The following is a 21005-nucleotide window of genomic DNA, read 5'->3' as shown; positions in this document are numbered from 1 at the left end:
AGCACTACGGGAACCTTAAGGGGCAATGCGCAAAAAAGTGTTGCCTCTTATCAGGACAATGCTATCCTGCAGGGGCAGTGAGATAGACCCTAGCCGGTGTCATGCACTGAGTGGTCCTAAACCCTTCAGGGGAATAAGTTCTTCTCTCACATTTCAGTGAGTGCTGAACTCTAAGGTACTGCTTAGGCACCGATCGGTCCAAGATGTGCGTTCTGTACACCTGGCCGAGCTGTGCAAAGGAGAAAGTATTATGCGTAAATCTATTATTGCGGCCACCCTGGCCATGACCGTTGGCGTTGCTGGAGCCCAAGCTGGTGGCGGCTATGCCGACAACACCCAGTATGTTGCTCCCACCACCACCACTGCTCCCGCAGCCACCAATGCTCCTGTGAGCGGCTCCGTGGTGCTGACCGATGTTCCCGCTGGCCACTGGGCCCGTGACGCCGTTGAAGCCATCGTTGAAGCTGGCCTGATCCAGGGCTTCCCCGACGGCACCTTCCGTGGCAACGAGAACCTGACCCGTTACCAGGCTGCCATGATCTTCCACCGTCTGCTGCAGAGCGGTGCCCTGAGCGGCTCTGACATCAGCGACGAAGATCTGCTGGTCATCACCCGTGGTATGCAGGAAGTCAGCACTGAGCTGGCCGCTATCAGCAGCCGCCTGACCGACGTGGAGCGCCTGACCGTTGAGCAACAGGCCCGCATTGACGCTATTGAAGCCGCCATCAAGGGTATGGACACCGGCGACAGCAGCGCTCTGGTGGCCCGCATTGACGCTCTGGAAGCCCGCATCGCTCAGCTGGAAGGCACCACCACCGCTCCTGCTCCTGTGACCCCCGCTCCTGATGCTCCCACCACCGGTGGTGACATTGTGATCGGCGACCCTGTGGTGACCCCTGTGACCCCCGCTGGCAACATGTACGCTGGTATCGGTGGTGGCTACTACCCCATCAACAGCCAGTTCGTTGGTAACACCGACTACCAGTGCCTGAGCCCCTTCGTGAGCGCCCGCACCGACGTGAACGATCCCGCAGCTGACGGCGCTGGCCGTGTGAACTACTGCGGTAGCCTGCTGGGCACCGTTGGCGCACAGAACCTGTACGGTCCTGTGGGTGGCCGCGTGAACGTGGAGTACATCCCCGGACGTGACAATGCCATCGCTGCCGACGTGAACGCTACCGTGGGCACCGACCTGGGTCTGGTTCAGCCTTACGCTGGCGCTGGTGTGGGTGTGGTCTACGGTAAGGACCGTCCTAACACTGATGGCACCACTGCACAGCAGTCGGCCACCGACATCTACGCCAACCTGCTGGGCGGCGCTGACTTCAAAGTCACCCCCAACGTGGGTCTGTTCGCTGAAGCCAACGGCAAGTACTACTTCTCCAGCAACACCACCGTGGCTCAGGGCGTGACTGGTGTGACCGCTGGCTCCACCGACAGCAACACTGGCGGCTTTGGCTACGGCGCACGCGCTGGCGTCAAACTGTTCTTCTAAGCCTCTCTACTTTGAAAAGGCCCCCAGCAATGGGGGCTTTTTCTTTTGGCCGCAGGAACATAATCACTAACGCCGTTGAGCCACTGCCTCTTCATAGAGGGTGAGCACAGCTTGGGCCAACAGCACAGAATCATGATTAACCAAGGGGGCTGCTGAGAGATCAAGCAGTGGCGCATACCGCAGCCGCGCTCTCAACTTGCGACTTTCACTCCCAAAAAACAGGGGTTCAGCGCCCTCATGGGCGTAATGCTGCAACATGGCAAGGTCCAGTGGTTGGCTGTTGAGCAGGAGCCAGTCGGGAGAACGCCCGAGGTGCTGGGTAATGATATGGAAGTGATCGGTGAGGCTGAGGCCGTCCGTCTCGCCAGGCTCAGTCATTAGACTTGCCACATAAACCAAGCGCGCCGAGGTGCGGCGAAGAGCGTCCCCCACTTCCGGCACCAGCAACACCGGCAAGATGCTGGTAAAAAGGCTCCCAGGCCCCAAGACAATCAGCTCTGCTTGCTCAATAGCAGCTAGGACTTCCGGAACCGCGGGCAACTCGGGTGGGTCCAGCTTGACACGCTGGACTGTAGCCATGCCCAGTTCTGCAGCCAAACGGCTTTCTCCACGCACAGTCCGGCCATCACTTAGCTGCGCCACCAGCGTGGTAGGCATGGTGGTGGCCGGGTACACTTTGCCCTGCATTCGCAGAATTTCGTGCAGGTCACCCAGCGCCGGGGCCAGTCCACCACGCTCTTCACTGAGGGTGGCCAGCAACAGGTTGCCGAACGTATGGCCTTCTAGACCCTCCCCACGCCCAAAGCGGTGCAGCAACAACTGGCTGAGGGCTGGGTGCTTGGACAGGGCCGCGTAGCAATCGGTCAGGTCACCGGGCGCAATCATGTTCAGGCTCTGGCGCAGTTGCCCACTGGAGCCTCCATCATCGGCCACGGTCACCACAGCCGTCAGGTTGTTGCTGTGCTGCTTGAGACCACGCAGCAGGTTGGATAGGCCAGTCCCGCCACCAACCGCCACAATCCGTGGTCCCCGACCAAGGGTGTGCTGCACATAGATTTCTTGGGCGGCGTGCTTGGGTTCCATGCCCGCAGCGCGCAGCAAGGTGCGGTTCATCTGCAAGATGCTGTATGCACCCAGCGCAAGCGCGGCAAACAGCAGCAGCAAGCCCAAGACCCAGGGCAGCGAAACACCGGGGAGAAGCCACAGCTGAAGCTGATAGATCGTTCCTGAGATAACGCCCCGCAGCGGTCCCATCCAGGCAAACGCCAACAGGCTGAGCGCTCCCAGAATAGAAGCCAGCATAAAAAGTGACACCCAGCGCTTGATTCCAAGGCCCGGTGTCATCCAACGGCGAAAGCGTCCTAACCTTCCCACAGTGGCCCCGGCGTCAGCTGAACCCTCAGTCAGTGGAGAAGTCACTGATTGAGGATCATCTGACGGCCACAGCTGCCTCATTCGGTTGCTCCCCCTGCACCCTCTCCCAGAGGCGCTTCGGTGATGCTGGGCATGTCACGGTGCAAAATCAGCTCGGTGTTCAGGTCAGTCAGCTCCCGCGTCAGCCGCTCAGTCACAGCGACGGAGCGGTGTTGCCCGCCTGTGCAGCCTATGCCCACCGAGTAGCCATGTCTGCCCGCACGCTCGGCCCGCTCAGCCGCTGTACGCACGAATTCTTTAAGCTGCTGATAAAATGCCTCGGCGTCTTCATCGGCAAAGACATGCTCAGCCACATGGGAGTCCAGCCCCGTCAGCGGGCGCAGTTCCGGCTCGTAGTAGGGATTGGGCAAACTGCGCACATCCAGCACCAGGTCCACATCACGGGGCGGCGCATGCTTGAAACCAAAGCTCATCAGGCGGAGTTCAAAGCGGCGGTCCGTCTTGAGCAGGCCAGCAATACGCTGCGACAGCTCCGGCACAGTCAGTTCGGTGGTGTCAATCACGGTATCGGCCAAAGCCCGCAGCGGAGCCAGCAAGGCACGCTCACGGGCGAAGTCCAGCAGCAGATTCTCTCCCAAGGGATGCTCACGCCGCGACAGGTTGTAGCGCTTGAGCAGCACCTCGTCTGCCGCTTCCAGAAAAATCATCCGCACGTCCGTCGCCTTTGTGGACAGCTCCCGGAAGCTGTCGTCCAAGTCATGCAAAAAAGCGCGTGTCCGGGCGTCGGCGCTGACAGCCACGTCCTGAATGCCCTGGGCGCGCGCCAGCTCGTACATATGCAGCCACAGCGCGGGCGGCAGGTTATCGGTGATCAGATAGCCGGAATCTTCCAACGTTCTGAGCAGAGAACTCTTGCCACTTCCCGACAGACCCGACACGATAACGAACGGCATAGGGCGAGTCTAGCGCGGCGGCTACATCAGCACCGTCATGTTCAGACAGGCTGCAAATTGGCAAACTTGACCAGCAACTTCTTGTTGCCCACACCCGAGAAGTGAACAGTGACCTCCTGCTTGTCGCCGACGCCAGCCACCGCCAGCACCTGCCCTTCCCCGAACTTGGGATGCCGCACCTTTTCGCCACCCCGGTAAGCCATTGCGCCTGTGAGAGGACTGGTGTTTTTGACCGCCGGGGTCTGCGGCACACTGCTGGGCCGGAAATCCTTCCAGCTTTTTTGGCGGTAGTCCACCGGCTGCCCGAAAGCGTTCCACGTTTCAAAGTCCTGGCCGATTTCTTCGAGGAAACGGCTGTCCTCGGCAGGGTTGGTGCGGCCATACTGCATGCGGTTCTCGGCTGCTGTCAGAAACAGGCGCTCCATGGCACGGGTAATCCCCACGTAGAACAGCCGCCGCTCCTCCTCAATGCCACCGCGCTCAGTCAGCGAGTTGCGGCTGGGCAGCAGGCCCTCTTCTACACCCACGATAAAGACCACCGGGAATTCCAGGCCCTTGGCATTGTGCAGGGTCATCAGGGTCACGGCGTCTTCGGGCACGCCCTTGTTCTCCTGCTGAGCGCGCATGTCGTCCACGCTGGCGACCAGTGCGGCGTCATCCAGAAAATCTCCGATGGTGCCATGATTGTCCTGCGACCATTCCTCGGCGGCGCTGATCAGTTCTTCCAAGTTTTCCAGCCGGGTCTGGCCTTCTGTTCCCTCCTGACGCAGCATGTCCAGATAACCGCTGGTTTCCATCACGAAGCGCAGGAAGGGGGCCGGCTCGTAGTTGTCCGCCGCTTCGCTCATGGCCGCCATCAGCGCGGCAAACTCGGTGGCCTTGTTCGCCCCACGCTCCAAGATGGCGTCCTGCTCGGCGCGGGCACAAGCTTCCAGCACCGATACCCCATTGGCCCGCGCCCAGTCGAGCAGCCGAGTCAGTGAACTGTCGCCAACACCCCGGCGCGGCCTTCCGATAATCCGCCGCAGCGCCACGTCGTCGGCTGGATTCAGGGCCAAGCGGGCATACGACAAAATGTCCTTGATTTCACGCCGGTCATAGAAGCCCACGCCGCCCACGATACGGGCCGGAATCCCCACCCGCCGCAGCGACTCTTCAATCACACGCGACTGGGCGTTGGTGCGGTACAGGATGGCCATATCGACAAAGTCGTGGCCCTCACCGTGCAGCCGGGTCAGCCAATCGGCCACGAAATCGCCCTCGCCCCGGTGGTCAGCAGCGCGGTGAAAGGCCACCGGGTGCCCGCCCTCTTTGACTGGCCGCAGCGTCTTTTCCAGGCGCTCGGAGTTATTCTCAATCAGGCGGTTGGCGGCAGTCAGCACGTTGGCGCTGGAGCGGTAGTTGCTTTCCAGGCGGTATACTTTGGCGCTTGGGTAGTCTTTTTGGAAATCCAGAATGTTCTGAATATCCGCCCCACGGAAGCGGTAGATGCTCTGGTCCGGGTCACCCACCACCAGCAGGTTGCCGTCACGTGAAGCCAGCAGCCGGGTCAGCTCGTACTGGGCTTTGTTGGTGTCCTGATACTCATCTACATGAATGAAGCGGGCGCGGCTCTGCACCTTGTCCAGCACCGCAGGCACTTCCTGAAACAGCCGCACCGTCTCGGTGATCAGATCGCCAAAATCAATCGCGTTCTGCGCCTTCTTGCGCGACTCGTACTGACGGTAAGCCTCGGCAGCCAGTTCACGCGGAATCCCTGCCAGATACGGCTCGCCGCTGCGCTCCATCTGGGCAGGTGTTTCCAGATTGCTCTTGGCCCGGTCAATCAAGCCGCGCACCGCACGCAGGTTGGTGTCAGGACCGAAGCCCGACATCCCGCCGGTAATCTGCTTGAGGATGTCGAGTTGGTCATCGTCGTCGTAGATGACAAACCCGCGCTTCAGGCCGATGTGTTCGCCGTAAGTCCGCAAAATCCGCACACCTGCCGAGTGAAAGGTGCTCATCCATAGCCTATCGGCTTCGGGCACCAGGCGGCTGGCTCGCTCGCGCATCTCCGCCGCCGCTTTGTTGGTAAACGTGACGGCCAGAATCTCGCCAGCGTCCACGCCGTAGTGGTTTATCAAGTGGGCGATGCGGTAGATCAGTGTGCGGGTTTTGCCACTTCCCGCGCCGGCAATCACCAGGGCAGGGCCGGTAAAGTGGTCGGCGGCAGCGGCCTGCTGTTCGTTGAGCTGCGAGAGGAGGTCCTGGGAGGCGTCGGCTTTCACGCGGGTCAGTGTAACAGTGCCGGGCAGCGCGGCACCGTGAGGAGCCTCGCCCCTGTGCGTGGACAAGCACTAGGCAGTGCTTTATACTGGGGCGTTAGCCCGCCGACAGGCGGGATTTTACCAGCCTGACGCACAGGGGCGCTTCGGTGCCCACACGAGGTTGTCTTGCTGGGAGCAGTTTGCCGACCAGCAGTGGTCCGGTAAGCTGCGAAAGGAGTTTTATCATGGCTAAAGACGGACCCCGCATGATCATCAAGATGGAAAGCACCGCTGGCACGGGCTTTTACTACACCACCACCAAGAACCGCCGCAACACCCAGGAAAAGCTGGAACTGCGCAAGTATGATCCCGTGGCCAAGAAGCACGTCACCTTCAAAGAGAAAAAGGTTTGATTGGAACAACCTGCTGGGGTAGCCCGGCGGGTTTTCCGTGAGGTGAGTGAATGAATCTGAGTCAGTATCTACGGGAATCGCGCGAGGAACTTGGCCGCGTCAGCTGGCCGACCCGCGCACAGGTGTGGGAAGGCACGCAGGCAGTGCTGCTGTTTCTGGTGGCGCTGACCCTCATCGTGTACCTGATGGACTTGCTCTTCACCACCCTGATTCAGGCGGTGTTGTTATGAGTATTGAGTGGTACGCGGTCCATACCTATATCGGTCAGGAAGACCGGGTGCAGCAGCACTTGCTGGAGCGCGCCCGCAAGCTGGGGATGCTGGGCACCAAGATTTTTCAGGTGTTGCAGCCCAGTGAGCAGGCCGTGGAGCTAAAAGACGGCGGCAAGAAGGAAACTGTAGAGCGCAAGCTGTTCCCGGGCTACGTCTTCGTGCAGATGGATATCGAGGACGATGATGCTCCAGGCGAACTGGGCGAATCCTGGGAAGTGGTGCGCAACACCAACGGCGTGACTGGCTTTGTGGGAACGGCCACCTACCCGGTGCCGCTGTCGCCTGACGAAGTGCAGCGCCTGCTGGCTTCGGTTGGCGTGGGTGCAGTGCCCAAGCCAGAAGCGCCCAGAGTGCAGATTGACCTCAAGCCTGGCGATCTGGTCAAGGTCAAGAGTGGTCCTTTTGCTGACTTTAACGGCGTGGTCAGCGAGGTCAATGCTCCGCAGGCCAAAGTCAAGGTGCTGGTTAGCATCTTCGGGCGCGAAACGCCCGTTGAGCTAGACTTTGCCCAAGTCAGCAAGTAAGGCTCTCAATTGCCGAATGAGTGGAGTCGGTGTGGATTTGTAGGTTCCTACACGACCTCACAGACTCAAAAAGCAGGGGGGCTGGCCTAAGCCAGCGCTCTTGCACCCAGCCCCCCGGACTGGCATACTGTAAAAGTTGCTGCCTGGTTGCAGCACTTAGCGCCAGCACCCCAAAGACACGAGCGTGCGTCACGGGGGAGCTAAGGAGGAGATATGAAAAAAGTTTTAGGGATTGTCAAGTTGCAACTCCCCGCAGGGAAGGCCACGCCGGCCCCTCCCGTGGGTCCGGCCCTGGGTCAGTACGGCGCGAACATCATGGAGTTCGCCAAGGCGTTCAACGCCCAGACCGCCGACAAAGGTGACGCGATTATTCCCGTAGAGATCACCATCTACGCGGACCGCTCCTTTACTTTCATCACCAAGACCCCGCCCATGAGCTACCTGATCCGCAAGGCCGCTGGCCTGGCGAAAGGAAGCGGCGAGCCCAACAAGAACAAAGTGGGCAAGCTGAACTGGGACCAGGTGCTGGAGATTGCCCAGACCAAGATGCCCGACCTGAATGCTGGCTCTGTCGAGGCTGCTGCCAACACTGTAGCTGGCACCGCCCGCTCCATGGGTGTAACCATCGAAGGAGGCCCCAATGCCTAAGCATGGTAAGCGTTACCGCGCCCTGAAGGAAAAGGTGGACCGCAGCCGTCAGTACCCCATCACCGAAGCTGCTGACCTGGTCAAGGAACTGGCGAACGCCAAGTTCGACGAAACCGTGGAAGTGCACTTCCGTCTGGGCATTGACCCCCGCAAGAGTGATCAAAGCGTGCGTGGCACTGTGGCCCTGCCTCACGGCACTGGCCGTGAAGTGCGAGTGGCCGTGATCACCAAAGGTGAGAACGTGGCCGCTGCCGAAGCTGCTGGTGCTGATGTGGTAGGCAGTGAAGAACTGATTGACCGCATTGCTGGCGGCTTTATGGAGTTCGACGCTGTTGTGGCGACGCCTGACATGATGGCCCAGATTGGCCAGAAGCTGGCCCGTCTGCTCGGCCCCCGTGGTCTGCTGCCCAACCCCAAGAGCGGCACTGTGGGCACCAACGTGGACGAAATGGTGCGCGGTCTCAAGACCGGACGCATTGAGTTCCGTAACGACAAGACCGGCGTGATCCACGCTCCTATCGGCAAGGCCAGCTTCGGTGCTGACGCCCTGACGGCCAACTACACCGCGCTGGTGCAGGCCCTGGAAGCGGCCAAGCCAGGCTCAGCTAAAGGCGTGTTCCTGCGCAGCGCTTACCTGACCAGCACCATGGGCCCCAGCATTCAGCTGAGCCTGAGCGCTGCTCAGAACTAAGCTCCTAACTTTTGCCCTAACGGCACCCCGGTGCGAACAGCACCTCTTCAATTTCGGCACCGTAGACAGCGGGGACCCTTGCCAGGTTTAAATATCCCGCCGAGATGCCAGGTGCCCGCACCTGGACCCCAAGCTGCTAAGCAGCACATCCCAAGCGAAGGAGGTCAACATGGCCAATGAGCGCAATCAAAAAAGCCTGAGTGACCTGCAACAGAGCCTCGCTGGCGTGGAGTCGTTCTACCTGGTGGACTACCAGGGTCTGAGCGCTGGACAGCTGTCCAAACTGCGTCAGGATATTCGTGATAAGGGCGGCCAGCTGATCGTGGCCAAGAACACCCTGATTCACCTGGCCCTGCAAGGCAATGATCAGGACTTCTCCGATATTCTCGCCGGACCCAGCGCCCTGGTGCTGGCCAGCGAAGACCCCGCTGGCGTCGCCAAAGCCCTCAGCGATATTGCCAAGACCAATGAAGCCGGTATCCCTGCTTTCAAGGGTGGCTTTGTTGAAGGCAACCGCGTGGACACCAAGGTCATTACCAAGCTGGCGACCCTGGGCAGCAAGCAGAGCCTGCAAGCCGAAATGGTGGGCGTTCTGTCCACCCACCTGGCAACCTTTATCGGCACGCTGGAAGCTTACAAAGGCAAGCTGGAAACCGATGGCGGTAGCGCTGCCACTGCCCCCGCTGCTGAGTAAGTCCAGCATCCTCTCCCCTCTCATTCATACTTAAAAATCCCTTCCCTGGAGGAAACGAACATGGCATACGACAAACAAGCTCTGATTGACCAACTCAGCCAACTGACCATCATGGAACTCGCCGACCTGATCGACGGCCTGAAAGAAACCTGGGGCGTTGAAGCCGTTGTGGCTGCTGGTGGCGCTGCTGGCGGTGCTGCTGCTCCCGCTGCTGAAGAGAAAGACGAATTCGACGTCATCCTGGTGGACGCTGGCTCCAGCAAGATCAACGTGATTAAGGAAATCCGTGGCATCACTGGCCTGGGCCTGAAAGAAGCCAAGGACATGGCCGAAAAGGGCGGTGCCATCAAGGAAGGCGCTTCCAAGGACGAAGCCAACAAGATCAAAGAGCAGCTCGAAGCTGCTGGTGCTAAGGTCGAACTGAAGTAAGGTTCTGCCTACAGTACCGAGGTGCAAAGCCCCCTGCCACAGTGGCGGGGGGCTTTTATTTGGGCTCTCAGCTTTCCTCTAAGCCAAGGCCAAAGGCTCGGGGCAACTGACACTAGAGAACGGAACGCTATTAAAGGGCTCACGCGATACAGACTGTCTATGAAGGATACCTGAGCAGAACCACCAGCCCCGCGTCTAGTTGAGCAGATAGAGGGGGCAGACCTACGCTCCTTTTCAGGCCCTACCCGCCTTAACTCGGCAACTCGGCAGCAGGTCAGTACCCCGACCTTAGCGCCGTAGCTGACGCCGCAGCTTGGCGGCCAACTCAAACCACTCGCGCTCCTGACGGCGGTAGAGCGGCGTGGCCTCATTTTCGATCTGAAGTAGGCGGTTCAGCACTTCGTGCGCCTGCTCGGCGCGGCCCTGCTTGAGCAGGAACTCTGCGTAGCGCGCACGGGGTTCCTCAGTGGTGGCAGCATGCATGGCTTCTTGATAGCGGGCCTCGGCACCGTCCAAATTGCCCTGCTGCGCCTGAGCTTCGGCAAGTAGGGTCAGTGCCCGAGTGCGGGTGGCCGCCGAGGTCTGCAATTCCACCTGACTCAGCTTGCTTTCAGCCACAGCGGGCTGTCCCTGGGCCAAATCCAATTGGGCACTGGTCAGCAGCACCACCGGGTCATCGCGGTAAATGCCGGTCAGCAGAGGATGAAGGGTCGCCTGAGCTTCATCTAGGCGACCTGCGCGGGTCAGCAGATGGGCCAGACTGCTGCGGTTGGCGAGGGTGTCACTGCGGTCCAAGGCCGTTTGGGCCTCAGCAATCTTGGTTTCTAATGGCTTGACCGCTTCTACCCCGGTCTGGACCGTGTGCTGAACCGCCCGTCGGGTACGGGTGCCGCTGCCGCGCAGGGCCGGGAACAGTTCGCTAAACGCATAGAACAGGGTCACAAAGAGCCCCCCCTGCGAGATAAAGACGCCAAAAGCCAAAAAGGCGGCCCAGAGCCAGTTGCGCGTGACCAGGGCGTGGACCAAGCAGATGATATTCAGTACGTAAATGATGGCCCAAACGAAATTGGGCAGGCCGTACAGCCCTGTACCAGTAAGCTCCATGACGTTAGCCTAGCGGTTCTCGGCGCCGCGCGCAGTAAGCAGCGCCTCCAGGCCAGCTTCATCCAGCACCGGCACACCCAGCTGCTGCGCTTTGTCCAACTTGGAGCCAGCGTCCTCTCCGGCCAGCAGGTAACTGGTCTTGCCGGTCACGCTGCCGGTGATACGGGCACCTTGCCCTTCCAACAGCGCCTTGTAGTGCTCACGGGGCTGGCTGAGAGTGCCGGTGATCACGAAGTTCAAGCCACTCAGGGCCGTGCCGCGCTCCTGCACGGTTGCAGGCGGGCGCACACCGGCAGCGTCCAGGCGCTGAAGCAGGTCACGCATGGCCCCGTCCTGAAGGGCTGCGACCAGATTCTCTGCGATGACCTCGCCCAGCCCTGGCACGGCGGCCACCGCAGCCACGTCGGCGGCCAGCAAGCGGTCCAGCGTACCAAACTCGGCTGCCAGGGCCTGTGAGACGCGGGCTCCCACGTGCTGAATGCCCAGGGCATTGATCACCCGCCATAGCGGCTGGGTCTTGGACGCTTCGAGTTGCGCCAGGATATTGGCGGCTTTTTTGTCGCCGCTGCGTTCCAGCCCGGCCAGTTGCTCGGCACTCAGGGTATAGAGGTCGGCGGCGTCGCGCACCAGTTCCTGTGCCAAGAGCTGACGGAGCAACTGCTCACCCACACCGCGAATATCCATTGCTTCACGGCTGACAAAGTAGCTCAGACGCTCGAACTGCTGCGCCGGGCAGGCCGGATTGGGGCAGTAGGTGTTGGCATCCCCTTCGGTGCGGACCAGGGCGTGGCGGCATTCGGGGCACTCCGCCGGAAAGACGAATGGCGGCGCGTCCGCTGGCCGCCGGTCTACCAGCACCCGCATAATCTGCGGAATCACGCCGCCCGATTTGCGCACCACCACCGTATCCCCAACCCGCAGGTCCAGGTCGCGCACGAAATCTTCGTTGTGCAGTGTAGCCCGGCTGACGGTGCTGCCTTCAATCAGACGCGGAGCCAGGTGCGCCAGCGGGGTGATCTTGCCGGTGCGGCCCACCCCCACGCTGATGTCTTCGAGTACCGTCTCCACTTCCTCCACCGGGAACTTGTAGGCCACAGCCCAGCGCGGTGCCCGGCTGGTAAATCCGGCTTCTTCCTGCATTCTCAGGTCATCCAGCTTGATCACTGTTCCGTCGGCGTCGAAGGGCAACTCAGCCCGCCCGGCAGTCATCTCGGCGTGGTAGGCGAGCGCCTCAGCCAGACTGCTCAGTGGACGCGAGTAGGGACTGGTCGGGAAGCCCTGCGCCCGCAGCCATTGCAGCACTTCCCACTGGGTGCGGGCCGGTACGCCGTCGCGCTTGCCCAGCGAATAAAAGATGGCCTTGAGTCCCCGGCGGCGGGTCAGTTCCGGGTCCTTTTGGCGCAGCGCCCCCGCCGCACCGTTGCGGGGATTCTTGAGCAGAGATTCGCCCAGTTCCTCGGCGCGGGCGTTGTACGCTGCAAAATCCTCGCGGGACAGGTAGACTTCGCCGCGCACTTCCAGCTCACCACTCAGGCCCGGCACCTGCTGCGGAATACCAGCGATGGTCAGCACCTGCGCCGTGACCTTCTCGCCGGTGCGGCCATTGCCGCGTGTGGCCGCCCACTGCAAGTTGCCATCCTGGTAATACAGGTTCACACTCAGGCCGTCAATTTTCAGCTCGCCGGTGTAGCGAAACTGCGCGCCAGGCATGTCCGCACTGGCTGGGTCCACGTTCAGCGAACGGGCCAGCCGCTCCTGCCAGCCCCTCAGCTCGGCGTCATCGAAGGCGTTGTCCAGACTGGTCATGGGCGTGGGATGGTCCACCGACTCAAAGGCCGCACTGACAGCCCCACCAACCGCTTCAGTAGGACTGCCCGCAGCCGCCCACTCGGGATGCTCAGCTTCGGCAGCGCGGACCTGGCGGGCCAGAGCGTCGTACTCATCATCGGGGATTTCGGGGTCGTCCTGCTCGTAGTAGGCGCGGTTGTGGCGCTCCAGCTCGGCCCGCAGGCTCAAATAGTCGGCGTGGGTCAGCGGCTGGTCGGGTTGGGGGGCAGACTGGGCAGATGGCTCGGCGGACATGGCCTCAGCATAGCGGGGCCAGCATATATCGAAGCCCCCGCCGGAGCGCGTAGGCGTCCATAGTTCGGGGGCGACTTTAGGGAGACTTTCAGCTTTTCAGCACCTATTCATCCGAGCCGTGTTCTTCCAAGATGCGCTCTTCCACCGCGCTTAGACGCTTGGTTGCGGCGTCTTTGGCCGTCACAAGGGCAATCACCACAGTGACAGCGGCTGTCGCCAGGTGCAAAATCAGCGTATCTATATGGGTGGCCGCCAGGCCCAGACTGACCGCCAGGCCCAGCAACAACGCCGCCATAGAACGGTCCAGCGACGGCACACTGGTCAGGCGCGAAGCCGCGTAGCGAATCAGCCCAAGCGAGGCAAATACAGCCGCCAGGGACCAGCTCACCAAGCTCAGGTTCAGCTGGTCATGGTGCTCGTCCTCATAGGCGATGCCGTGCCCGAAACCCACCCCCAGCATCATGATGGCGATGGTCAGCGGCAGATGGGCGTAGAGCCAGGCCATCAGGGTGCCACCACGCGACTGCAAATTCGCCATCAGCACCGGCAGGGCACGCGACTGATCAAAATAGAGCCGGAACAGCGCGATGCAGGTGACCAGCGCCAGGAAAGTGGGGGCCTGATCCAGCAAGGCCAGCTGCTGCTGGCGGCCACCCGCGACCAGCTCGGTCACAATGCCGCCCAGCGCGATGATCTGAAGGAGGCCCACACGCTCAGGCAGGTGCTCGTGGTGCGGCAAGGCATTGTGGTGGTAGCGCTGCGCCACCAGGGGCGTGCCCACAGTGACCAATAGGGCCAGGCCCCACAGCACCAGAGTCAGGGTGTCGCTGCTGGGGATACTGAGCAGCCACAGCACCCCGGAGAGGCCAAGGCCCGCCGCCGTAATCTGCGAGAAGCGGGCTGCGGCCGGCTCGGAGCGCGATACCAGCAGATACATGACGACCAGAGTAAAGCGGTTGAACGCATAAGCCGCCGCAAACAGCCAGCCGACATCACTCAGATCACCGCGCAGGGTCAGGCTCAGCACGCCCAGGGTCAGCAGTTCCACCAGAGTGCCCCAGCGGTAGATGCGGTGATCATTGCCAAAGCGGGCGGCAAACTGCGTATTCCCAGCCCACACCGACCACAGCGCCGCGAACATCAACAAGAAGATAAATACGTTCTCGGGCGAGAAGCTATCACCCAGGCGCTTGGCGAGCTGGTCGAACGAGGTAACGAAAATCAGGTCGAAGAACAGTTCAAGCCAGCTGACCTTTTGCTCGTTCGCCGTGAGCTGGCCGCGCCGCTTTGAGCCGGAATTGACCGAAATTCCCTGGTCCTGCCCGGTTTCGCTGGGTTGATCCTGAATATCAACTCTATCTTTGGTGTCTCGTTGCGTCATTGTTCGCTTTTCCTCGGCATGAACTAAGAAACTGCTGTGGGGTGATGGTCTGGACGGCAGCCAAGAGCAGGCCCGAAGTCGGCGTATCAACTCCGGACTGGAAGTGCTGTCGCTGCTTGTGATGTCGGTGGTGCGCGGCGTGGACCAGCGCTAGCGGAGCTGTCCAAGACTCTTACGAATCAGGACGTCGGTGCTCTGTTCCGGGTCGTCGGCCAGCAAGCCTGCCACGACGGTGCGGACCTGCGGCTCGCGGAATCCCAGCGCCAGCAAGGCGTCAATCGCGTCGGCTCCAGCTGTGGTCACCTTGACAGGCTTGCTGCCGGACGGTGCGGCGAGGTGAGCGGGCACTTTGCTCTGTACTTCCAGAATCAGCCGCTCGGCGGTCTTTTTGCCGACGCCGCTGACACTCGACAGCAGCCCTGCGTCACCGTCCAGAATGCCCTGCGCCAACGTCGAGACGGGCATGGCCGACAGCAGGGCCAAGCCCAACTTGGGACCGACACCACTGACACCGGTCACCAGATCGAACAGCTGGGCGCTATCGGTGTCCTGAAAGCCAAACAACAGCTGGGCATCTTCGCGCACGATGAAGCGGGTATGCAGCTCGGCCCCTTCGCCAGGTTTCAGGCGGGCCAGGGTGGACTGCGGGCAAAAGACCTCGTATCCCAGTCCTCCGGTTTGAACGACGGCACTGCTGGTACGGACTTCGCGCACGGTGCCTGAGAGATAAACAATCACCTGGCCATTGTAGGGACTGGCCAGCGCAGCAACAGGGCATCAGGCAGCGCGGGCGCAAACCGAAGGTTTGTATTAAGCCGGGCTCCCTTTGTGGCACTGGCCCAAGCGGAGCGCATGGCCGGGTGCTACCCTAAATCCATGACGGAACAACCCCAGCAATACGACGTAATTATCGTGGGCGGCGGCCCTGCCGGGCTGACAGCAGCCATCTACACGGGCCGGGGCGAACTCAAGACGCTGGTGCTGGAACGGGGCATGCCCGGTGGTCAGATTTCCCAGACAGAAGAGGTCGAGAACTACCCCGGCTTTCCCGAAGGCATCAGCGGCATGGAACTGAGCCAGCGGATGGTGCAGCAGGCCGAGAAGTTCGGTGCAGTGATTGAGATGGACGAGGTGCAGAGCATTCACCACGACGCCAGCGGCGTGGAATACCCTTTTACCGTGCAGGGCTTCGCGGGCAACTACCAGGGCAAGTCGGTGATCCTGACCACTGGCGCTGAGCCGCGCCGCCTGGGCGTGCCCGGTGAAGAGAAATTCTGGGGCAAGGGCATGAGCACCTGCGCCACCTGTGACGGTTTTTTCTACCGTGGCAAGCGCGTGGTGGTGGTGGGCGGCGGCGACGCAGCCGTGGAAGAAGGGCTGTTCCTGACCAAGTTCGCCGACGAAGTCACGCTGATTCACCGCCGCGACACCCTGCGCGCCAACAAGTCGGCCCAGGCCCGCGTCTTTGCCAACGAGAAGATGCGGTTCATTTGGGACACCACCGTGGAAGAAATTCTGGGCGATGAGCAGGTGACGGGCGTGCGCCTGAAAAACCTGAAGACCGGCGAAGAAAGCGTGATGGAGACGGACGGTGTCTTTGTCTTTATCGGACATATCCCCAACACGGGCTTTCTGGGCGACACGGTCAAGCTGCGGGAAGACGGCTACGTGGACGTGCGCGAAGATATCTACACCAGCGTGCCGATGCTGTTCGCTGCCGGTGACGTAAGCGACTGGGTGTACCGCCAGCTGGCGACCAGCGTGGGCACCGGCACCCGCGCCGCCATGACCGCCGAGCGCTCCCTGGCCGAGCTGGAAGCCGCTTTCCCACACGCGGCCAGCGCTGGCGAAAGCACCCCAGCCCAGGCAGCGGCCACCGACTAAGGGCGAGCAACTGACCCCTGAGGGAGCGGCTGCGCTACGCAGACCCGCTCCACTCTTTTGGCTGACCTTCCCTCCGGCTCAACCGCTGATCAGCACCGGCGTCTCTTCGCTGGGCTGCACCACCACGAACCCGCTGCCTTCAAACACCATCTGAAATGTTTCCCCACCGCCGCGCCCCAGCAGGGTTTTCAGCGACAAATCCATGCGCAGCTCAGGGCTCAGGCCAGCGCTCCAGGCCACAGTGGCGTTGGGGTCCGTCGTGACCGGCTCACCGGGCCGCACCGGCAGCGTCAGCGGCTGCCCCTGGCTGAGCAGGGCGACCAGACCACGCCCACTCAGGCGCACACTGAACAGGCCACCGCTCGCCCAGCCCGCCATGCGGCGGTGCATGGTGATGTCGTAGTCCACACTCTCCTCGAAGGCCAGCAGGTCGTTGCCGTTCACGTTCAGGGTGTCGTCTTCTAGCCGCAAAATGGTGATTTGCCTGCCTCTGTCTGCCAGGTAGCACACGCCCTGACCCTCAATCCGGGTCAGTGGGGTCATTTCGCTGGTTACCGCACGCTTGAGCGCCTTCATCATGCCCCCGGCCAGCATGCCCTCGCGACGGAAGGTGAGATTGCCCTTGTAGGCCACCATCGCGCCCAGCTTGCTCCAGATGCTGCCCTGGATATGGGCTTCGAGCATACGGGGGGATTCGAGCTCGAAGACCTCGCCGGGGTTGTCGCGCTCAGCGGTCTGGTGCAGAAAATCCTGCAAGCGGGTGCTGGCAACCTGATCAGGTGAGGCTGTTTCGCGGCCCTGCGGGAATTCATCCTGTGTCATGCTCCCAGTACGGGCCGGAGCGCTGCCAGGTTCCAGCCCCCAGCTTGCTGGCCCTACTCCAGCAAGCCGATGGTCCGGGCACGGCTGACGGCCTCGGTGCGGTCACAAGCATCCAGCTTGCCGTACATCCGCGCCAGATGGTCCTTGATCGTATCGGGGCTGACTCCCAGTTCGCGGGCAATTTCTTTGTTGCTCAGGCCCTGGGCCAGCAGCGGGAGCACCTCGCTCTCACGCGGGGTCAGCCGGGGCACGTCCACGCGGGGCAAGCGGTCCTGGGTGGGATCCTGAATAATGGCCCGCAGCTGCTCGGCCAGTGCCGGGGGATCGGTTTCTTTGGAGAGGTAGCCTCTGGCTCCCGCCTCCCGCGCCGCTTGAATAATGGCCGGCTCAGCAAAAGTGGTGATCAGGATGCTCAGCACCTCGGGGCATTCGGCACGCAGCTGACGGCAGACTTCGATCCCTGTCAGGCCCGGCATCTTGACATCCAGCAGGGCCGCCGTCGGACGCAGTTCGCGGCAGGCCCTGAGGGCTTCTGTCCCACTGGCCACCTCAGCCACCACCTCAAAGCCCTGATGGGAAAGGGCGTACTTGAGCCCCATGCGGAACAGCGGATGGTCGTCCGCGATGACGAGGGTAAAAGCTGCCAGAGAGGGCGCGCCGGACGGTATAGAACTCTGCTCACCTATGCGCTCACCAGGGCGGCGCTTCAGGTCTAGGATCTCAAAGTGGGAGATGCGGGAATGTTCGGTCATAGGGCGCTCCTTTCTGGCGCAGGCTGGTCAGGCGCAGCCGCCGGCGCGTCCAGCACCACTTCGGGCAGGTGCAGGGTAAAAATGCTGAGGGCGTGGGGAGCAGCGCTGCGGGCGTAGCTCAGCGAGCCCCCGTGGGCCTCCGCAATTCGCCGGGCGATAAACAGGCCCAGGCCCGCGGTGCCCGCGGTGTAGTGCTGCCCGGCAATCAGGGCAGGCTGACTGTTGAACGGCTGCGCCAGATCGTCCAGCGCCGCACTCAGGCCAGGGCCGTCGTCGCAGATTTCCAACCCTTGCGCCGTCACGGACAACACCACCCGGTGCTGGGCGTAGCGCAGGGCATTGTCTGTCAGGTTGGTCACAGCGCGTTCCAAGACGGCGGCGTCCACCACGGCCTGTCCTGCACCCTGCACCTGCAAAGCCAGCTGGTGGTCGGCTGCGACGGTCTGGCGTCCTGCCACCCGCTCCAACAAGGAGCGCAGGTCCGTCGGATGAGGGTCCAGGCGTACATCGTCACGCTCAAAACGGTGGGCATCGGCCATCTGGCTGACCAGGGTCAGCAGGCGGCGATTTTCGGCCAGCAAATTGTCACTGATTTCGGCCTTTTGTGTCGGTGTCAGATCAAAGTGGGTGAGCGAGTGAACCAGGTGGCCGGTGGCGATCAGCGGAGTTTTGAGGTCATGCACCAGGGTGGCCATAAAGGCGTTGCGGCGACCCTGTTCTGTGCCCAAGCGTGCCAGCAACCCCGCAAAAGCCACGCGCAGCGCCCGGATTTCGGTAGGGTCATCACTTTGCAGCACCCCGAAGTCGCCCTCTTCCACCTCCGCGTGCAGCCGGAGCAGTGGCCGCAGCAAGACGCCGCTCAGCAGCCAGGCGATCATGCCCGACAGCAGCGCCACCAGCCCAATCCACACGGCCAGCGTCACGCCCGGCAAGCGGGGACCCACCACAACCGTGACGACCAGATTCGGCAAAAAGGCCAGCAGCGCGATCACCGCCGTAATCTGAAAGCGCAAACTGGTCTGCACAGCCGGGCGGGGCTGACCCGCACCGGCAGTCCTCTGGGCCGTCAGTGCGGGGGCCTGCCTTATGCTCACGTTGCTCACTGTAGAAGTGGCGCTATGACAGCCCCGTCACCCGGCGCGGCCAGGACCAAAGGTGAATGCCGCAGCCGCTCGGCTCTCCCCTGCCCGCTACACTGGCACGATGACGATGCCTGAAATCACTGTAATTGGCGCTGGGCTGGCAGGGTCCGAAGCTGCACTGAGCGCCGCCGCACAGGGGGTGCGTGTACGCCTGTACGAGATGCGCCCACGCAAAATGACTCCAGCCCACCGCACCGGCGACTTTGCCGAACTGGTCTGCTCTACCAGTCTGGGCGGCGAGGGGGAAATGCAGTCCAAGGGCATGCTCCAGGCCGAACTGCGCTCGGTGGGCGGTACCATCGTGGGCACAGCGGACCGCAGCCGGGTGCCTGCGGGCAATGCGCTGGCGGTAGACCGTGACGCCTTTAGTGCCTCAGTCACCGAGCAGGTGCGCCGTCACCCCCTCATCACGGTGGTCGAAGAAGAGCTGGAGCGTGTGCCTGAAGGCATCTGCGTGATTGCGTCGGGGCCGCTTACCTCCGATGCACTGGCCGAAGACCTCGCCCGCCTGACCGGCAGCGAGCGTCTGAGCTTTTATGACGCTGCCGCTCCAGTACTGGACGCCAGCAGCATTGACATGAACGTGGCCTGGCGGGCTGGGCGCTACGATCAGAGCGCCGATTACATCAACTGCCCTTTTACCAAAGAAGAGTACCTGCGCTTCATTGGAGCGCTGGAAACGGCCCGCACCCACACGCCGCACGACTGGGAAAAGCTGGAATTTTTTGAAGGCTGTATGCCCATTGAGGAAATTGCACGCCGGGGACCGGATACGCCGCGCTTTGGCCCCATGTCACCCAAGGGCCTGGACGACCCACGGACCGGGCGCTGGCCGTACGCGGTAGCGCAGCTGCGCCAAGAAGACGCAGAGGGGCGGATGTGGTCACTGGTGGGCTTCCAGACTGGGCTGAAGTGGGGTGACCAGAAGGAACTGGTGGCGCTGATTCCAGGCCTGGAGCAAGCTGAAATCGTCCGCTACGGCGTGATGCACCGCAACACCTACCTCAACGCCCCGGAGGTCCTGCGGGAAACCCTGCAACTGAAGGCCGACCCGCAAAAGTTCGTGGCCGGTGTCCTGGCCGGTACCGAAGGATATTTGGAATCAGCTGCGACTGGCTGGCTGGCCGGGCTGAACGCTGCCCGGCTCGCGCAGGGGCTGGAGCCCAGCGCACCGCCGCAGAGCAGCATGCTGGGCGGCCTGGTGCATTATCTGGCCAGCGCCAACCCGAAAGGCTTTCAGCCGATGAATGTGAATTGGGCGTTGGTCCCAGACCCCGAGCTGCCTGCAGGCAAGCGCAAGTGGGGCAAACGCGAAAAGCGCCCACTGATGTTCCGCGCTGGCCTCCAGGCGTTCAGCACCTGGGCCGAGGCACAGGGCCTGGTAGTGACACTGCCCGCCACCGCTCAGCCTGCCGCTGCCCAAGAGAAGCCCGCAGCTATAGCCCACAGCTGACATTCAGTGGAGGGCAGTCAGGAGAGGGCAGTCGAGACACTCTGGCCCTCTCTTTTTTAGGCTCTGGCTCCACAGGCCATCACGGCAACGACTGGAAAGTCGTGAGGCCAAAAAGTAGCCCCTGCCACTCCCCCAGCAACCAAAAAACCGCCCCCTAAAAAGGAAGCGGCTGTCACTACAACCAAAATTATTATGGCTTCCCTGATGGGCTTGCCGAATGGTTCAGCGACGGGCTGAAAACTTACCAGCGTTCGTTGCGGTCGCTCACCGGAGCGGCGTTGGTCACAACCACGTTCTTGGCCTGGGGGCCACGGTCGCCCTGACCATCGCCAACTTCGAACTCGACTTCATCGCCTTCGTTGAGCTTGCGGAAACCGCCGCTCTGGATGGCGCTGTAGTGCACGAACACATCGGGGTTTCCGGGATGCTCAATGAAGCCATACCCTTTTTCCACGCTAAACCATTTTACTCGTCCTTGAGGCATACATCTCCTTGCATCTGTGCAGCGCAGCCGGCATCTGCCCACTGGACAGCTACCACTTGTCTTGGCTGGTGCTCAGACGGTCACATTATGGCACGCCTCTCCAGCAAAGGTGTCAGATGGTGAAGGTCCGCTTTATGTGCGGGCCCCTGAGGTGCCGAATGC

At 61.9% G+C, this 21005-nt stretch carries 21 protein-coding genes; 10 read left to right on the top strand and 11 right to left on the bottom strand.

The window, feature by feature from the left end; all coding sequences use genetic code 11:
- Positions 1 to 250: 250 nt before the first annotated feature.
- The gene (locus IE158_RS03845) at positions 251 to 1495 is read left to right on the top strand and encodes an S-layer homology domain-containing protein (RefSeq protein WP_189642352.1); all 1245 of its coding nucleotides are present in this window, start codon (positions 251 to 253) and stop codon (positions 1493 to 1495) included.
- Positions 1496 to 1561: 66 nt separating this feature from the next.
- Here the strand turns inward: IE158_RS03845 and IE158_RS03840 are convergent, their stop codons facing one another.
- The 3 genes from IE158_RS03840 to IE158_RS03830 form a co-directional block, all read right to left on the bottom strand.
- Entirely contained in the window at positions 1562 to 2797 is a 1236-nt protein-coding gene (locus tag IE158_RS03840; protein ID WP_229838881.1) for a gluconeogenesis factor YvcK family protein, read from the bottom strand.
- Between the two features lie 149 nt (positions 2798 to 2946).
- Positions 2947 to 3822: an RNase adapter RapZ gene (rapZ, locus tag IE158_RS03835; protein ID WP_189642350.1), complete on the bottom strand. Its 876-nt coding sequence runs from the start codon at positions 3820 to 3822 to the stop codon at positions 2947 to 2949.
- A 41-nt stretch (positions 3823 to 3863) separates the two neighbouring features.
- Positions 3864 to 6089, bottom strand: a complete 2226-nt coding sequence (locus IE158_RS03830; RefSeq protein ID WP_229838880.1) for an ATP-dependent helicase — start codon at positions 6087 to 6089, stop codon at positions 3864 to 3866.
- A 224-nt stretch (positions 6090 to 6313) separates the two neighbouring features.
- On the opposite strand from IE158_RS03830, the gene rpmG reads away from it, so the two are divergent.
- From rpmG to rplL, 7 genes are all read left to right on the top strand, one after another.
- Positions 6314 to 6481: a 50S ribosomal protein L33 gene (gene rpmG, locus IE158_RS03825; protein WP_013614649.1), complete on the top strand. Its 168-nt coding sequence runs from the start codon at positions 6314 to 6316 to the stop codon at positions 6479 to 6481.
- A gap of 50 nt (positions 6482 to 6531) precedes the next feature.
- Positions 6532 to 6711 carry a preprotein translocase subunit SecE gene (gene secE, locus IE158_RS03820; RefSeq protein WP_189642349.1) on the top strand — a complete coding sequence of 60 codons (180 nt, stop codon included), beginning with the start codon at positions 6532 to 6534 and terminating at the stop codon, positions 6709 to 6711.
- Entirely contained in the window at positions 6708 to 7277 is a 570-nt protein-coding gene (gene nusG / locus IE158_RS03815; protein WP_189642348.1) for a transcription termination/antitermination protein NusG, read from the top strand. The genes secE and nusG overlap by 4 nt, the downstream gene beginning before the upstream one ends.
- A gap of 213 nt (positions 7278 to 7490) precedes the next feature.
- Positions 7491 to 7925: a 50S ribosomal protein L11 gene (gene rplK, locus IE158_RS03810; protein WP_189642347.1), complete on the top strand. Its 435-nt coding sequence runs from the start codon at positions 7491 to 7493 to the stop codon at positions 7923 to 7925.
- A complete protein-coding gene (gene rplA / locus IE158_RS03805; protein WP_189642346.1) occupies positions 7918 to 8616 on the top strand; it encodes a 50S ribosomal protein L1 in 699 nt (232 codons plus the stop codon). The genes rplK and rplA overlap by 8 nt, the downstream gene beginning before the upstream one ends.
- A gap of 169 nt (positions 8617 to 8785) precedes the next feature.
- Positions 8786 to 9310, top strand: coding sequence for a 50S ribosomal protein L10 (gene rplJ, locus IE158_RS03800; protein ID WP_189642345.1), 525 nt, complete (start codon positions 8786 to 8788; stop codon positions 9308 to 9310).
- A 60-nt stretch (positions 9311 to 9370) separates the two neighbouring features.
- Positions 9371 to 9739, top strand: coding sequence for a 50S ribosomal protein L7/L12 (gene rplL / locus IE158_RS03795; protein WP_189642344.1), 369 nt, complete (start codon positions 9371 to 9373; stop codon positions 9737 to 9739).
- A gap of 288 nt (positions 9740 to 10027) precedes the next feature.
- On the opposite strand, the gene IE158_RS03790 is transcribed toward rplL, so the two are convergent.
- The 4 genes from IE158_RS03790 to ruvA form a co-directional block, all read right to left on the bottom strand.
- Positions 10028 to 10843: a tetratricopeptide repeat protein gene (locus tag IE158_RS03790; protein WP_189642343.1), complete on the bottom strand. Its 816-nt coding sequence runs from the start codon at positions 10841 to 10843 to the stop codon at positions 10028 to 10030.
- Positions 10844 to 10852: 9 nt separating this feature from the next.
- Positions 10853 to 12925 (bottom strand): NAD-dependent DNA ligase LigA, encoded by a 2073-nt coding sequence (gene ligA / locus IE158_RS03785; protein ID WP_189642342.1) that lies wholly within the window; start codon positions 12923 to 12925, stop codon positions 10853 to 10855.
- A 103-nt stretch (positions 12926 to 13028) separates the two neighbouring features.
- Complete coding sequence (locus IE158_RS03780) at positions 13029 to 14306, bottom strand: low temperature requirement protein A (RefSeq protein ID WP_189642341.1); 1278 nt, start codon at positions 14304 to 14306, stop codon at positions 13029 to 13031.
- A 150-nt stretch (positions 14307 to 14456) separates the two neighbouring features.
- Positions 14457 to 15044, bottom strand: coding sequence for a Holliday junction branch migration protein RuvA (gene ruvA / locus IE158_RS03775; RefSeq protein WP_189642340.1), 588 nt, complete (start codon positions 15042 to 15044; stop codon positions 14457 to 14459).
- Between the two features lie 138 nt (positions 15045 to 15182).
- On the opposite strand from ruvA, the gene trxB reads away from it, so the two are divergent.
- On the top strand, positions 15183 to 16190 hold the full coding sequence (gene trxB, locus IE158_RS03770) for a thioredoxin-disulfide reductase (protein ID WP_189642339.1): 1008 nt from the start codon (positions 15183 to 15185) through the stop codon (positions 16188 to 16190).
- Between the two features lie 78 nt (positions 16191 to 16268).
- Here trxB and IE158_RS03765 read toward each other — a convergent pair whose 3' ends face one another.
- From IE158_RS03765 to IE158_RS03755, 3 genes are read right to left on the bottom strand one after another with little or no spacing between them, the layout of a single operon-like run.
- A complete protein-coding gene (locus IE158_RS03765; RefSeq protein WP_189642338.1) occupies positions 16269 to 17012 on the bottom strand; it encodes an AIM24 family protein in 744 nt (247 codons plus the stop codon).
- 53 nt (positions 17013 to 17065) lie between these two features.
- Positions 17066 to 17764: a response regulator transcription factor gene (locus IE158_RS03760; RefSeq protein WP_189642337.1), complete on the bottom strand. Its 699-nt coding sequence runs from the start codon at positions 17762 to 17764 to the stop codon at positions 17066 to 17068.
- Positions 17761 to 18858, bottom strand: coding sequence for a DUF6232 family protein (locus IE158_RS03755; protein ID WP_373295822.1), 1098 nt, complete (start codon positions 18856 to 18858; stop codon positions 17761 to 17763). The genes IE158_RS03760 and IE158_RS03755 overlap by 4 nt, the downstream gene beginning before the upstream one ends.
- A 115-nt stretch (positions 18859 to 18973) precedes the next feature.
- On the opposite strand from IE158_RS03755, the gene trmFO reads away from it, so the two are divergent.
- The gene (gene trmFO, locus IE158_RS03750; RefSeq protein ID WP_189642386.1) at positions 18974 to 20359 is read left to right on the top strand and encodes a methylenetetrahydrofolate--tRNA-(uracil(54)-C(5))-methyltransferase (FADH(2)-oxidizing) TrmFO; all 1386 of its coding nucleotides are present in this window, start codon (positions 18974 to 18976) and stop codon (positions 20357 to 20359) included.
- A gap of 241 nt (positions 20360 to 20600) precedes the next feature.
- On the opposite strand, the gene IE158_RS03745 is transcribed toward trmFO, so the two are convergent.
- Complete coding sequence (locus tag IE158_RS03745; RefSeq protein ID WP_013614633.1) at positions 20601 to 20843, bottom strand: cold-shock protein; 243 nt, start codon at positions 20841 to 20843, stop codon at positions 20601 to 20603.
- Positions 20844 to 21005 lie beyond the last annotated feature (162 nt).

It is taken from the genome of Deinococcus piscis, assembly GCF_014653275.1.
Taxonomy (GTDB): Bacteria; Deinococcota; Deinococci; order Deinococcales; family Deinococcaceae; genus Deinococcus; species Deinococcus piscis.
Note: the sequence above shows the minus strand (reverse complement) of the source record. Positions and strands in the feature narration are given on the sequence as shown.